This is a genomic window from Aeromicrobium sp., from assembly GCF_036676885.1.
Taxonomy (GTDB): domain Bacteria; phylum Actinomycetota; class Actinomycetes; order Propionibacteriales; family Nocardioidaceae; genus Aeromicrobium.
The window spans coordinates 1-13062 of the sequence record NZ_JAKFCB010000065.1; the positions used below are offsets into that span (position 1 = coordinate 1).

The following is a 13062-nucleotide window of genomic DNA, read 5'->3' on the forward strand; positions in this document are numbered from 1 at the left end:
GCGGGGTCCTACAACAAGATGAAGGAACGCGTCCAGATCGAGCTCAAGCAGCACTTCCGGCCTGAGTTCCTCAACCGTGTCGACGAGATCATCGTCTTCCCGCCGCTGACGCAGGACGAGATCCTGCAGATGGTGGACATGATGATCGACTCGCTCGAGCTGCGTCTCGGCGAGAAGGACATGAACATCGAGCTGACGATGGAGGCCAAGGACCTGTTGTCCAAGCGTGGCTTCGATCCGGTGCTCGGTGCGCGTCCGCTGCGTCGCACGGTGCAGCGCGAGATCGAGGACGTCATGGCGGAGAAGCTGCTCTACGGCGAGCTCCGGCCCGGCCAGCTCGTGCTGGTCGGCGTCGAGGGCGAAGGCGCGGACGCGGTCTTCACGTTCGAGGGTCGCAACAAGGCCGATCTGGCCCTCGAGATGCCCGCCGACGTGCCGCCGGCCGTCGAGGCGTCCGCCGAGTAGTCATTCGTACGCAACGAAGCCCCCGCAGCCCGGCTGCGGGGGCTTCGTCGTGTCCAGGTCAGTGCGACGTCTGGGTGTTGAGCAGGACGACGCCGGCGACGATCATGGCGATGGCGGTGACCTTGGCCAGGTTGACCGGCTCGTCGAGGAACAGCACGCCGACGACGGCGATCGCGGCGGTGCCGAGTCCGGCCCAGATCGCGTACGTGACGGAGACCGGGATCTCCTTGACCACGACGGTCAGCAGCCAGATCGACACGGCATAGCCGCCGACCACGATCGCGGTCCAGCCCGGGTTGGTGAACCCGTGGGCACGGGGGAGCGAGGCGGTGGCGAACACCTCGGTCGCGATGGCGACCGCGAGAAGCGCTGCGGCGAAGTACATGGTGGTTCCTGACTCTCTCTGTAGCACTCGCTACATGTTCCACTGTAGCAGATGCTACGTTTAGCCGCATGACCAAGCGTGAGGACCTCGCCCAGCGGGCGACGGACTATGTGCTCGAGCACGGCCTGATCGGCCTGAGCCTGAGACCGCTGGCCGCCGCCCTGGGCACGAGTGACCGGATGTTGATCTACCACTTCGGGTCCAAGGACGAGCTGATCGCGACGGTCCTGGCGACGTCCAACGAGCGTTCGATGCGGATCGTCCGGGCGATGCCGCGATCGGCATCCGTCCGGGCGGCGATCGTCGAGCTCTGGGACGTCTTCACCTCCACCAAGCTCGAGGCGTGCCAGCGGATGTACGTCGAGGCGGCGGCCCTGGGCCTGTTCGGCCGCGAGCCGTACGTGGGCTCGGTTCGTGCATCCAATCAGGTGTGGCTCGAAGCCATCACCGAGCACCTGCGGAACGCGGGGGCGAGTGCTGACCGCGCGGGACGGCTCGCGGCGATCGTGGACGCCGCGATCAACGGGCTGTTGTTCGATCGTCCCCTCGACACCGATGAGGCCGAGGCGCGCCGGGTCATCGAGGACCTCGCCGCAGCCCTGGGCTAAGCCCCCGGTGGGAGTGACGATCTGCAGGCCCGCCTCGGCGTGTCGCCTGCAGAACGTCACTCCCAGCGAGGAGCTAGCTCGGGAGGGCGTAGGTGTCGTCGTCGAGTGGCTCGACGAGTCCGTCGGCGACCAGGCCGTCGAGGGCGCGTTCGCGCTGCAGCGCATCGGGCCACACCAGGTCGAGCGCTGACTTCGGCACCGCACCGGGCGCATCGCGGAGCACCGCCATGAGGCGGCCGCGGCACTGGCGATCCGTGCCGTGCCAGGCCTGGCCGCGACGAGCCGGACCGTCGTATGCCGGGTAGCCCGCGGCCCGCCAGCGACACAGGTCGGCGACCGGGCACTCGTCGCAGCGCGGCGCCCGTGCGGTGCACACCACCGCGCCGAGCTCCATCGTGGCCGCCGCCCAGCGGTGTGCATCGCGTACGGGCAGCAGCGAGGTGGCCAGCTCGCGTTCGGCGCTCGTGACGGCCTCTGGCGGGAACTGCTCGCCGCCCACGACCCGGGCGAAGACCCGCCGGACATTCGTGTCGAGCACTGCTTCGCGGCCGCCGAAGGCGAACGACGAGACGGCCGCTGCGGTGTAGGCGCCGACGCCCGGCAGTGCCAGCAGCTCGTCGATGGACGAGGGCACCTCACCGCCGTGACGCTCGACGATCGCCTGGGCGGCGGCGTGCAGCCGAAGGGCGCGGCGCGGGTAGCCGAGCCGGCCCCAGGCGCGCACCGCCTCACCCGGTGGCTCAGCGGCCAGCGCGGCCGGCGTGGGCCAGCGATCGACCCAGACCTCGTACACGGGCAGCACCCGCGACACCGGCGTCTGCTGCAGCATGAACTCCGAGACCATCACGGCCCATGGCGCCGCATCGCGTCGCCACGGCAGGTCGCGGGCCGTACGCCCGAACCAGTCGAGGAGCTCGTCGTGCAGCCGTGCGAGGTCGGCGACGGGCAGGGGGATGGCGCGGGTCGTCATGACCCGTCGATCCTCGCACGCGGGCGAATCCGGGGCACGGCACGGGCACTGCCCCCTCGAATGGCGCGTCGGAACGCCCGAGGGCCTGACCCGCAGATAGCGTGGGCCTGTGAGCCAGCGACGGTTGCCTGCGGAGGTCTACTGGCGTCGTCGACTGCTCGCCCTCGCCGCCGTGATCGCCCTCGTATGGCTCGTTCTGCGCTTCGTCGGGGGCGACGACGAGGCGGGGCCGAAGCCGACGGCCAAGGCGACAGCGACGGCGACCGCAACGGCCGCTCCGACCATTGCGAGCCCGGTCAACGGCGTCGTCAACGTGACGCTCGTGAGCGCGAGCCGCGCGTGCGACCCGGAGAAGATCCGCATGACGCCGACGGTCGAGCCCGGACAGTTCGCGAAGGCCCCGGTCAAGATCGGCCTCGTGGTCAGCTCGACCGAGAAGAAGGCCTGCACGTTGCGGCCCGCCGACGCCGACATGGTCGCGGTGATCAGTGCCAACAAGACGGCGATCTGGGACTCCACGGTCTGCAAGGCGCCCCTGCTCGACGAGCCGGTGGCGGTCTCGCCGCGGTGGGCCTCCCTCGTCACGGCCACGTGGTCCGGCCGCGGGTCCGGCGCCAGGTGCACGGCCAAGGAGGGCTACGCCTCGCCGGGGACCTACACGGTTCAGATCGGCACGCTCGGAGGGGAGCCGGGCAAGGCGACCTTCAGGCTGGAGCGCAAGCCGGAGCCCAAGCCGACGAAGACCACGCCGACTCCGACGAAGACCACGCCGTCTGCGAAGAACACGACCGAGCCGGCCGACTGAGCGTTAGACGTACCGCTCGAGGATGCTGGACTCCGCGAGCCTGGAGAGGCCCTCGCGCACGCCGCGGGCTCGCAGGTCGCCGACGCCCTCGACGGCCTGGAGGTCCTCGATGCTGGCCGCCAGCAGCTTCTGGAGCGAGCCGAAGTGCTCAATGAGCCGCTCGACGACCGTGATCGGCAGGCGCGGGATGCGGGCGAGCAGCCGGTAGCCGCGCGGGGCCAGCGGGGTGTCGAGGGTCTCCTCGGTGCCGATGCGCAGGGCACGGGCGACCGAGCCCAGGTCGACCAGGTCGGTCGACTCGATCGCCGCAAGCTCGGCGAGGACGGCCTCGGGCGTACGACCGCGGCGGCCGCTGGGCATGTAGTCGCGGATGATCAGCTCACGCTCGGCGTCGACGCCGCTGATGAGCTCCTCGAGCTGGAGGGCGAGCAGGCGGCCGTCCGAGCCGAGCTCGAGGACGTAGGTGTCGATCTCGCCGGCGATGCGGCTGACCATCTCCAGTCGCTGGGCGACGGCCGAGACGTCGCGGACCGTCACGAGGTCCTCGATCTCGAGGGCGGACAGCGCGTCGGAGACCTCGTCGAGCCGATTGCGGTAGCGCTCGAGGGTCTGCAAGGCCTGGTTGGCGCGGCCCAGGACCGCGCCGGTCTCCTCGAGCACGTGACGCAGGTCCTCGAGGTAGAGCGCGATGATGTGCATCGATGCCGAGACGGAGATGACCGGGACGCCGGTCTGGCGGGCGACCCGGTCGGCGGTGCGGTGACGCGTGCCGGTCTCCTGGGTCACGATCGACGGGTCGGGCATCAGGTGGACGCCGGCCATCAGGATGCGGGTCGCGTCGCGGTCGAGGATGATCGCGCCGTCCATCTTGGCGAGCTCGCGCAGGCCGGTCGCGGTGAACGGCACGTCGAGGGCGAAGCCGCCGGTCGACATCGCCTCGATCTGGCGGTCGTGGCCGACCACGATGAGGGCGCCCGTGCGGCCACGCAGGATGCGTTCGAGTCCCTCACGCAACGAGGTGCCCGGTGCGACGGTGGCCAGCGTCGCGCGCAGGCGCGCGGAAGCCTCGGCTGCCGCCGCGGCTCGCTCAGCTGCTGACGCCATGGCGCCTCACCACCTCACTCAGGACGCACACAGTCTATGCGGCTCAGTAGGGAGGACTGACATCGAGACAGGCCATCGCGGATTCGATGTTGCTGACGGCAGCGATCGCCATCGAGGTCCGGAGCCCGTCGAGGCCTTCGGAGCCGGCCGGCACGACTGCCCGGCGGAACCCGATCCGCTCCGCCTCGCGGAGTCTGGCGGCGAGATTGCTGACCTTGCGGACCTCGCCGGCGAGCCCGACCTCGCCGATCGCCACGAGGTCGGCCGGAACCGCGAACTCCCGCTCGGCGGACACCGTTGCGATCGCGAGTGCCAGGTCGACCGACGGCTCGACGAGCCGTGCTCCGCCGACCGTCGCGGTGTAGACGTCGAGCTCGGACAGGTTGATCTTGCAGTGCTTGGTCAGCACCGCGAGGATCATCGCGACCCGCGACGAGTCGAGCCCGCTCGACGTACGCCTGGGGGAGGGTGTCGAGGACTTGACCGTCAGCGCCTGCACCTCGGCCAGCAGGGGCCGGCGGCCCTCCATCGTGACCGTCACGCACGTGCCGGGCACGGGCTGCTCGTGGCGGGAGACGAACAACCCGGTCGGGTCGGGGACCTCGACGATGCCGTCGTCGACGAGGTCGAAGCAGCCGATCTCGTCGACCGGGCCGAAGCGATTCTTGACGGCGCGCAGCAGTCGCAGGCGGGAGCTGCGATCGCCCTCGAACTGCAGCACGACGTCCACGAGGTGCTCGAGGACCCGGGGGCCCGCGACCGAGCCGTCCTTGGTGACATGGCCGACCAGCAGCGTCGCGATGTTGTCGCGCTTGGCCCGCTGGATCACCGCCGAGGCCACCTCGCGGACCTGGGTGACGCCACCGGGCACCCCGTCGACATCGGCAGAGCCGATCGTCTGGACCGAGTCGACGATCAGGAGCCCGGGCTTGACGGTCTCGACGTGTGTCAGGACGGCGCCGAGGTCGGTCTCGGCGGCGAGGTAGAGGTTGTCGTCGACGGCGCCGGTGCGCTCGGCCCGCAGGCGTACCTGCGCGGCGGACTCCTCACCGGAGACGTAGAGCGTGCGGCGGCCGGCCCGTGCCCATCGGGCGGCGACCTCGAGCAGCAGCGTCGACTTGCCCACCCCGGGCTCGCCGGCGAGCAGCAGCACCGCACCGGGCACGACGCCACCGCCGAGCACCCGGTCGAGCTCGCCGATGCCGGACGTCGTCGACCGGGCGGACTCGATCGTGACCTGGCTGATGGGGACCGCGGGAGTGACGACGGGAGCCGCCTGTGTGCGGCCGGTGCGGACGGGAGCGGCGACATCGACCGTGCCCCAGGCCTGGCACTCGCCGCAGCGCCCGACCCACTTGCTGGTGGTCCAGCCACAGTCCGCGCAGACGTATCCGGGTCGCGCGGTCTTCGTGGCTGCCATGCCACCACGCTAGGCGACGCGTGGGACGAAACGGCTCAGGCGGTCGCGAACGGGATGCGGTGGCCCGGACCGCCCCGGGTCGCCACCGGTGGCCACGGCCTAGACTCCACTCGATGGCCGAACCTCAGTCGGAAGCCCAGGGCACGCCCCTCGAAAGACGTCTCGGATCTTCGACCCTCTCTCGGGCGCTGGCGATCGCCGCAGCGCTTGGCACTGTCGTCATGATCGCGCTGATGCTGTGGGCGAGCGACCGGGGCATCGATTTCACCGACGAGGGCTACTACCTCGTGTCGATGGCCACCCCAGATCTCGAAGCCCCGTCCGTCTCGCAGTTCGGCTTCGTCTATCACCCGCTGTTCGAGCTCGTGGGCTCCGACATCGCGCGGATGCGACAGCTCAACGTGGTCCTGACCTTCGGCCTGGCCTGGCTGTTGAGCGACCTGGTCGTCCGTCACGTGCTGGGTCGACGGGCGATACCTCGCTGGCAACGGCTCAGCCTCTCGGCGGCCCTCGCATCCGCGTCACTGGCACTGTTCGGCATCGTCTGGGTCCTGACGCCGAGCTACAACGGCCTCGCCCTCCAGGCCTTGATCATCGTGGGAATCGGAGTGCTGCTGACGGTCTCCGCCGAGCCCCGGGCCGCGTGGGGGATGGTCCTCATCGGTGTTGGAGGTTGGCTGGCCTTCCTGGCGAAGCCGACGTCGGCGCTCGCGGTCGGCGTGCTGATCGTCCTGTTCGCGCTGCTGGTGCGGAACGTCCGGCTCGTCTTCGGATCGGCGGCGGTGGCCGCCGCGCTGCTGGCCGCGACGGCATTCGCCATCGACGGATCGGTCCGCGACTTCATCACCCGCGTGCAGTCCGGCGCGGACCTCCTGGCGGCACTCGGCGGGGGCGGACACACCCCCGGCGACATCCTCCGCATCGATCCGCTCGACATGGGTCATCGGCTGATCATCGTGTCGCTCGGGATCGCGGTGATCCTGGGGCTGTTGGCGACGGCCGCGCTGCTGGCCCGCCCGCGAACGCGGCTCGCGCTCGTCGGACTGGCGATGCTGTCGGCCGTGGCCGTTGCGGTGTTCGCCGATGGTCACTGGGGACAGCTGCTCGGCGTCGATCCGTTCCGCACGATGGTGTTGCTCAGCCTGCCGTTTGCGGCGGTGCTCATCGCCGTGACCATGGCACTCATCGGCCAGCGCCGGCCCACGCGTGCAGAGCTCGGGGTCGCTGCGGTGCTGTTCCTCATGCCGGGCGCGTACGTCGTGGGCACGAACAACAACTACTGGGCTGCCAGCGGAAGCGCCGCCCTGCTCTGGGTCCTCGGAGGCGTCGTCCTCGTCGGTGTCGCCCGCGAGCTCAAGGGGGTCGTGACGATGCTGGCCGTGCTGGGGATCGCGACGCAGGTGCTGACGGCCGTGCTCCTGGTCAACGCGGCGAACAACCCATACCGCCAGGTCGAGCCGATCCGTGAGAACACGGTCGCCACTCGGGTCGGGCCCCATGGTGCAAGCCTCAAGCTGACTGCCGGCTTCGCCGCATACGTCGACGACGCTCGCACCGTCAGCGCCGAAGCCGGGTTCGTCCGCGGCACACCGTTGATCGACCTGACGGGGGCGTCGCCGACGCTGGTGTACGCACTGGGTGCCCGGACGCTTGGCCAGGCCTGGCTGATCGGCGGATATGAAGGCAGCGAGAAGGCGGCCGTCCAGGCCCTGAACTATGTGGACTGCACGGATCTGGCCCGGGCCTGGGTGTTGACTGATCGTCGCGGGGCGAGAACCATTCCGGGGACTGCGCTCGACGCATCAGGCATCCACTTGTCGGAGGACTACCGGGTCGCCGGCGAGTGGAAGACTGCATCGGGGGCGTCAGGACACCCGGCCACGCCCCAGGTCCTCTGGAGACCGGATCGTTCCGCCGCAGCGGCGAGCGAAGCCTGCACCGTGGCCCGGGGCGAGGAGAACGGTGGCACCGATGAGTGAGCACACAGAGACCGATCGGCCGATCTCGGTCTCGGTCGTCATCCCCGTCTACAACGGCGAGGCGACTCTGAGACGGCTGATCGACGAGATCTCGAGCCTGACCACGGTCCAACGCACGCCGGGCGGTCTGGCGTACGTCGTGGACTCCGTCGTGCTCGCGTGGGACCACGGCGCCGACGCGAGCGACGAGCTCATCCGAGAGCTCGCGGCGACGCACTCGTGGGTGCGTCCGGTCTGGCTCTCCCGCAACTTCGGTCAGCATCCAGCGACGTGCGCAGGCATTCTCGCCACCGGGTCGGACTGGGTCGTCACGATGGACGAGGACGGCCAGCACGATCCTGCCTACATCGCGGCGATGCTCGACCGGGCGTACGAGACGCGATCCCAGCTCGTCTACGCCAATCCCTCCAACCAGCCGCCGCACGGGTTCGTCCGCAACCTGGCGTCGCGACTGGCCAAGCGGGTCTTCACCTGGCTGGTCGGCAACGCGGCGGTGGGCGCGGACTTCCACAGCTTCCGGCTCATGGCGGGCGGCGTCGGCCGCGTCGTCGCGGCGTCGATCGGACCTGGCGTCTACCTCGATGTGGCCCTCGCCTGGGTGGTGCCCACGGTGACGAGTGCGCCCGTCCCCATGCGGACAGAAGGTCGGGCGGCCACGAGCTACACGCCGAGACGCCTCGCATCCCACTTCTGGCGGCTGGTGCTCTCCTCCGGGACCAAGCCGTTGCGGGTCATCTCGGGCATCGGCGTGATGTCGGCGTTCCTGGGCTTCGGCCTCGGCGTCTTCTACGTCGTACGGAAGGCCACGGGGGGTGTGCAGGTCGATGGGTGGACGACCGTGATGGTCGGGGGCCTGGTCGGTGGAGGGCTCATCCTGCTCTCCCTCGGTGTCATCGCCGAGTACATCGGCATGATCGCGGCCCGCTCCATGGGCCGGACGAGCTATCTGGTCGTCAGCGACCCCAAGACGGTGTTCCCCGGCGCGCTCGACCCGCCGAGCGAATAGATGACGGTCAGGACCTGGGTCGTGGGCGCAGGGGGGCTCGTCGGCTCAGCGGTGGCCCGCACCCCGGGGTTGCGGGCGTTCCCCTCGGCGAAGATCCCGTGGGGGACCGACCACGCCCCGGAGGTTCTCGGCGAGGAGCTCGAGCGTTTCGCCGACTGGATCGGCGATGACGACTGGGGAATCGTCTGGGCCGCCGGGGCCGGCATGATGCTGACGACCCAGGCTGACCTCGACCTCGAGCTGAGCGTGTTCGAGTCGTTCTGCGCACGGCTGCCGGGCAGGCTGCCGCAGGGTCGGGGTGGGCTCTACCTGGTCTCATCGGCCGGTGGTGTGTACGCGGGATCAGCCCATCCGCCGTTCGACTCCGCGACACCGCCGAGGCCGCTCAATGCGTACGGGCGGATGAAGCTCGCACAGGAGGAGCTGGCCGTCGAGACCCTGGCGTCCCGGATTCCGGTGTCGATCGGTCGGTTGTCCAACGTGTACGGGCCGGGGCAGGACGTCTTCAAGCAACAGGGACTGGTCACGCAGCTCGCCCTGAGCGCGCTGCTGAACCGGCCGGCGACGATCTTCGCTCCGCTCCCGACCCTGCGTGACTACATCTACGTGGACGACGCGGCCAGGTTGGTGGTGTCGGACATCGGCCGTATGACCCGGCTGGATGAGCCCCGGGTGACCCGCCGCGTCGTGAGCTCAGGGCGCGCGGCAAGCATCGCCGAGCTCATCGCGATCGTCGGGCGGATCAGTGGGCGGACCTTCCCGGTCATTCACCGGCTGGCGGACGGGCCGTACTTCCTGGACCTCCGGCTGCAGGCGTCCGACCAGGTGAGCAGCGGGCAGGTCACACCGCTCGAGGCCGGTGTGGGCCTCGTGGTCCAGGACCTCGTGCGGCAGCTGGCGGACGGTCGGCTGGCGGAGCTGGTGTGATCCGCCTCCGCGTCATCGGCGCCGATCTGCCCCACTAGGCTGGCGCCCATGGATCCCGTCGAGATCAAGCAGATGGCTGTCATCGAGGAAAGCCACTGGTGGTTTCGCGAAAGGCGGGCACTGATCGCTCGTGAGCTGAGGCGGATGACGCCCGGACGCGCCATCGACATCGGCGCCGCAGCAGGCCGCAACACGAGCGTGCTCGAGGATCTGGGCTGGCAGGCGATCGCTCTCGAGTACGACTCGTCCGGCGCCGAGATGGCCAAGGACCGCGGGATCAATGTCGTACGCGGCGATGCGACGCAGCTCCCCATCCCGGATGCACAGTTCGACCTCGCGATGTCGTACGACGTGCTCGAGCACATCAAGGACGACGCCGGCGTGGTCAACGAGATGATGCGGGTCCTCAAGCCGGGGGGATGCGTGCTGATCGCCGTACCGGCGGATCCCAAGCTCTGGAGCGAGCATGACGACGCCGTGAGCCACCTGCGTCGTTACACCCGTGAGTCGCTGACGACGCTGTTCGAGGATGCCGGGTTCACGATCGAGAAGGTCAGGTCCTGGAACGTGATCCTTCGACCCGCGATCACCTGGAAGCGCGGTCGCAAGTCGAACGCCGGGAGCGACATCGAGGCCGTGTCGGCTCCGCTCAATCGTGTGCTCCACGCGATCGTGGGCATGGAGCGATACCTGCCGACCGGCAAGCTGCCGGGTGTCTCGTTGATGCTGCGAGCCCGCAAGCCCTAAGTCACCGGCCTCACGCCGGAGGGTCAGTCGACGAGCTCGACGTCCAGGAGCACGCGGTCACCGGGGGCGACGCCCTCGGCCGTGCGGACCGGCTTCTTGACCGGCAGCAGGTACTCCGACCGCCTCGAAGCGGACGTGCACGCTCAGATCCTGACGACGCCGCCAGGGGTGGTGAACTCGGCGGCGAGGATGCCGGGGGTGCCGTGCGGTGCGACCCAGCGAACCTCGATCTCCTCGAGCGCCTCGACGGCCGGCTCGCCGAGGTAGTCGGCGAGGCGCTTGGAGTCGCCGGCGATCTCGAGCGCCGTGAGCGCGATCTCGGAGTCGGCCATCTGCGACGGGTGCTGGGCCGGGTCCTTCTCCCACTTGATGACGAACGGCAGCTGCGGGTCGGCCTTCATGCCGCTCGTGCCGATCTGGCGCCACTCCAGGTTGTAGCCGTCGGGACGTCGCCGGTTGCCGGGCACGGCGTGGCGGCCCATGCGGTGCTCGACCTCGGTCATGTCCTCGACCGAGACGCACCAGCCCAGCCAGCCGCCACCGGCGTCACGGCGGGCACGGACGGCCTGGCCGAACGCGGCCTTGTCGGCAGCCGGATGATCGAGCACCTCGACGACCTCGAGGTACTGACGGTTCTTGAGCGGCAGGATCATGTTGCGGGTGCCGAACCGGGGGTGGGCACCGCCATCGATGAACTTGGCATCCAGCAGCCGGCCGAGCTCTGCAGTCGTACCGGCGAGGCCGTCGGGGCCGACGGCGAACGAGACGTGATCGAGGTGCATACGGCATTGTTGCCTGACCGCGACTCACCGTGGTGCAGGGGGTCAGCGGTGCGGGTCGGCCGGGTGTGGTGTATTGGTCCCGCCGGCCTCGTGCTCCCTGCAATAGCGGGCCAGCTCGGCATATCCGGCCTCGCCCATGAGCTCGGTCAGCTCGTCGCGGTTGGTGACATAGACCGGCTCCAGGCCGACGTGCGCCTCGGTGTTGGAGGAGCAGTACCAGTCGAGGTCCGCGCCGCCCGGTCCCCAGCCCGCGCGGGTGTACTCGCCGATCTGCGTCTCGGTGTACGTCGTGCCGTCGCCCCGGTCGACCTCGCGGAACTGCCGACGCAGCGGCAGCTGCCAGCACACGTCGGGCTTCGTCGTGTGCGGCTTGAGGCCCTGGTCGAGCGCGTAGCCGTGCAGGGCGCACCCGTAGCCGCCCTCGAAGCCGCGCGAGTTGTGGAAGATGCAGGCGCCTTCGAACGCGCGGGTCTTGAGCTCGCCCTCGTCGTCCTTCTCGGTCCAGCCGCCGCGGCGCCCCTCGTCGTGCCGCTCCCAGTGCGCCGGCGTCAGCTTGTCGACGACGGCGCTGACTCGCTGCGCGTCCTCGTCGTCGGCGAAGTGCGCGCCGAGCGTGCAGCAGCCGGCTTCGGGACTCGACTCGTAGATGCCGGGGCAGCCGGCTCCGAAGATGCAGGTCCACCGCGAGGTGAGCCAGGTCAGGTCGCAGCGAAAGACCTCGGCGTGGTCCGCGGGATTGGCGAACTCCACGTACGTACGCGGGAATCCGAGCTCGACTTCGGGCATTCCTCTCATGGTAGTCCGCAGGTGCACGGCCCCCGCGACGCCAGTGAGAGGATGGACGTATGCGCATGGGCGTCCTCGACATCGGCTCCAACACGGGTCACCTGCTCGTGATCGACGCATTCCGCGGCGGTCCACCCCTACCGGCCCACAGCTACAAGGAGCCGTTGCGCCTCGCCGAGCACCTCGACGCCGACCAGGCCGTGACCGAGGAGGGCGTGTCCCGGCTCGTCAAGTACGTCGTGGACGCGCGCGCCGAGGCCGAGGACAAGGGCTGCACCACGATCCTCGCGTTCGCCACGTCCGCCGTGCGTGACGCGGTCAACGCCGACGACGTCATCGCCCGGGTCAACGCGGCGAGCGGACTCGACCTGCAGGTCCTGGCCGGCGACGACGAGGCCCGCCTGACGTTCCTGGCCGTACGCCGCTGGTTCGGCTGGTCCGCCGGCCGCCTCGGCGTCTTCGACATCGGCGGCGGGTCACTCGAGATCGCCGTCGGCCGCGACGAGACTCCTGACGTCGCCCAGTCCATGGCGCTCGGCGCCGGCCGGCTGACCCGTGAGTGGCTCGACGCCGGTCGTACGCACGCCGAGCTGCGGCTGCACGTCCGCTCGACGATCGCCGACGAGGCCGGGGCGGTGCTGCGCGGTGGCGCGTTCGACCGCGCCGTCGCCACCAGCAAGACGTTCCGGTCCCTGGCCCGCATCTGCGGTGCCGCGGCGGCGAGCGAGGGCCAGTACGTACGCCGCGTGCTGCGCAAGCAGGACCTCTCCCCACTCGTCGAGCAGCTCGCCACGATGTCGGCCGAGGACATCGCCGGCCTGCCCGGAGTCTCGCCGGACCGCGCCCACCAGATCAGGGCCGGCGCGATCGTGGCCGAGGCGACGATCGACCTGTTCGACCTCACCGAGCTGGAGATCTGCCCCTGGGCGCTGCGCGAAGGCGTCCTGCTGGAGCATCTGGACGCCCTCTAGTCCCCCCGGACTAGCCTTGGGCACGTGCCTGAACCCATCCGCGTCTCGCTGTCGACCTCCTCGGTCTACCCGGGGTCGACGGCAAGCGGTTTCGAGTCGGCGGCCCG

At 70.0% G+C, this 13062-nt stretch carries 14 protein-coding genes and 1 pseudogene; 8 read left to right on the forward strand and 7 right to left on the reverse strand.

The window, feature by feature from the left end:
* A pseudogene (locus V6M46_RS03615) lies at positions 1-465 on the forward strand (NDP-hexose 4-ketoreductase); the annotation flags it as partial.
* A gap of 58 nt (positions 466-523) precedes the next feature.
* Here the strand turns inward: V6M46_RS03615 and V6M46_RS03620 are convergent.
* The gene (locus V6M46_RS03620) at positions 524-850 is read right to left on the reverse strand and encodes a DMT family transporter (protein ID WP_332662403.1); all 327 of its coding nucleotides are present in this window, start codon (positions 848-850) and stop codon (positions 524-526) included.
* 68 nt (positions 851-918) lie between these two features.
* Here V6M46_RS03620 and V6M46_RS03625 point away from each other — a divergent pair, with 68 nt between their 5' ends.
* Positions 919-1458, forward strand: a complete 540-nt coding sequence (locus tag V6M46_RS03625; RefSeq protein WP_332662404.1) for a TetR/AcrR family transcriptional regulator — start codon at positions 919-921, stop codon at positions 1456-1458.
* 73 nt (positions 1459-1531) lie between these two features.
* Here the strand turns inward: V6M46_RS03625 and V6M46_RS03630 are convergent, their stop codons facing one another.
* Positions 1532-2428 (reverse strand): A/G-specific adenine glycosylase, encoded by an 897-nt coding sequence (locus V6M46_RS03630; protein WP_332662405.1) that lies wholly within the window; start codon positions 2426-2428, stop codon positions 1532-1534.
* Between the two features lie 109 nt (positions 2429-2537).
* Between V6M46_RS03630 and V6M46_RS03635 the strand changes: the two genes are divergently transcribed.
* Complete coding sequence (locus V6M46_RS03635) at positions 2538-3233, forward strand: hypothetical protein (RefSeq protein WP_332662406.1); 696 nt, start codon at positions 2538-2540, stop codon at positions 3231-3233.
* A gap of 3 nt (positions 3234-3236) precedes the next feature.
* Here the strand turns inward: V6M46_RS03635 and disA are convergent, their stop codons facing one another.
* Both disA and radA read right to left on the reverse strand, forming a co-directional pair.
* Entirely contained in the window at positions 3237-4337 is a 1101-nt protein-coding gene (disA, locus tag V6M46_RS03640) for a DNA integrity scanning diadenylate cyclase DisA (RefSeq protein ID WP_332662407.1), read from the reverse strand.
* A 43-nt stretch (positions 4338-4380) separates the two neighbouring features.
* Complete coding sequence (gene radA / locus V6M46_RS03645) at positions 4381-5757, reverse strand: DNA repair protein RadA (RefSeq protein WP_332662408.1); 1377 nt, start codon at positions 5755-5757, stop codon at positions 4381-4383.
* 113 nt (positions 5758-5870) lie between these two features.
* Here radA and V6M46_RS03650 point away from each other — a divergent pair, with 113 nt between their 5' ends.
* From V6M46_RS03650 to V6M46_RS03665, 4 genes are read left to right on the forward strand one after another with little or no spacing between them, the layout of a single operon-like run.
* Positions 5871-7736 (forward strand): hypothetical protein, encoded by a 1866-nt coding sequence (locus V6M46_RS03650; RefSeq protein ID WP_332662409.1) that lies wholly within the window; start codon positions 5871-5873, stop codon positions 7734-7736.
* Complete coding sequence (locus V6M46_RS03655; RefSeq protein ID WP_332662410.1) at positions 7729-8742, forward strand: glycosyltransferase; 1014 nt, start codon at positions 7729-7731, stop codon at positions 8740-8742. The genes V6M46_RS03650 and V6M46_RS03655 overlap by 8 nt, the downstream gene beginning before the upstream one ends.
* Entirely contained in the window at positions 8743-9669 is a 927-nt protein-coding gene (locus V6M46_RS03660) for an NAD-dependent epimerase/dehydratase family protein (RefSeq protein ID WP_332662411.1), read from the forward strand. It begins immediately after the preceding gene.
* 48 nt (positions 9670-9717) lie between these two features.
* On the forward strand, positions 9718-10416 hold the full coding sequence (locus tag V6M46_RS03665; protein WP_332662412.1) for a class I SAM-dependent methyltransferase: 699 nt from the start codon (positions 9718-9720) through the stop codon (positions 10414-10416).
* 23 nt (positions 10417-10439) lie between these two features.
* Here the strand turns inward: V6M46_RS03665 and V6M46_RS19595 are convergent, their stop codons facing one another.
* The 3 genes from V6M46_RS19595 to V6M46_RS03675 are packed head-to-tail and all read right to left on the reverse strand — an operon-like array spanning position 10440 to position 11984.
* A complete protein-coding gene (locus V6M46_RS19595; RefSeq protein ID WP_442880436.1) occupies positions 10440-10526 on the reverse strand; it encodes a hypothetical protein in 87 nt (28 codons plus the stop codon).
* Between the two features lie 33 nt (positions 10527-10559).
* On the reverse strand, positions 10560-11198 hold the full coding sequence (locus tag V6M46_RS03670) for a VOC family protein (protein ID WP_332662413.1): 639 nt from the start codon (positions 11196-11198) through the stop codon (positions 10560-10562).
* 42 nt (positions 11199-11240) lie between these two features.
* Positions 11241-11984 carry a hypothetical protein gene (locus V6M46_RS03675; RefSeq protein WP_332662414.1) on the reverse strand — a complete coding sequence of 248 codons (744 nt, stop codon included), beginning with the start codon at positions 11982-11984 and terminating at the stop codon, positions 11241-11243.
* A gap of 59 nt (positions 11985-12043) precedes the next feature.
* Between V6M46_RS03675 and V6M46_RS03680 the strand changes: the two genes are divergently transcribed.
* On the forward strand, positions 12044-12955 hold the full coding sequence (locus tag V6M46_RS03680) for a Ppx/GppA phosphatase family protein (protein ID WP_332662415.1): 912 nt from the start codon (positions 12044-12046) through the stop codon (positions 12953-12955).
* Positions 12956-13062: the final 107 nt, after the last annotated feature.

Bases quoted from the DNA above. Each gene is read 5' to 3' on its own strand.
- V6M46_RS03660 (WP_332662411.1), top strand. From the start codon at position 8,743: ATGACGGTCAGGACCTGGGTCGTGGGCGCAGGGGGGCTCGTCGGCTCA.
- V6M46_RS03670 (WP_332662413.1), bottom strand. From the start codon at position 11,198: ATGCACCTCGATCACGTCTCGTTCGCCGTCGGCCCCGACGGCCTCGCC.
- V6M46_RS03630 (WP_332662405.1), bottom strand. From the start codon at position 2,428: ATGACGACCCGCGCCATCCCCCTGCCCGTCGCCGACCTCGCACGGCTG.
- V6M46_RS03665 (WP_332662412.1), top strand. From the start codon at position 9,718: ATGGATCCCGTCGAGATCAAGCAGATGGCTGTCATCGAGGAAAGCCAC.
- V6M46_RS03620 (WP_332662403.1), bottom strand. From the start codon at position 850: ATGTACTTCGCCGCAGCGCTTCTCGCGGTCGCCATCGCGACCGAGGTG.
- V6M46_RS03680 (WP_332662415.1), top strand. From the start codon at position 12,044: ATGCGCATGGGCGTCCTCGACATCGGCTCCAACACGGGTCACCTGCTC.
- V6M46_RS03655 (WP_332662410.1), top strand. From the start codon at position 7,729: ATGAGTGAGCACACAGAGACCGATCGGCCGATCTCGGTCTCGGTCGTC.
- radA (WP_332662408.1), bottom strand. From the start codon at position 5,757: ATGGCAGCCACGAAGACCGCGCGACCCGGATACGTCTGCGCGGACTGT.
- V6M46_RS03625 (WP_332662404.1), top strand. From the start codon at position 919: ATGACCAAGCGTGAGGACCTCGCCCAGCGGGCGACGGACTATGTGCTC.
- V6M46_RS03650 (WP_332662409.1), top strand. From the start codon at position 5,871: ATGGCCGAACCTCAGTCGGAAGCCCAGGGCACGCCCCTCGAAAGACGT.
- disA (WP_332662407.1), bottom strand. From the start codon at position 4,337: ATGGCGTCAGCAGCTGAGCGAGCCGCGGCGGCAGCCGAGGCTTCCGCG.
- V6M46_RS03675 (WP_332662414.1), bottom strand. From the start codon at position 11,984: ATGCCCGAAGTCGAGCTCGGATTCCCGCGTACGTACGTGGAGTTCGCC.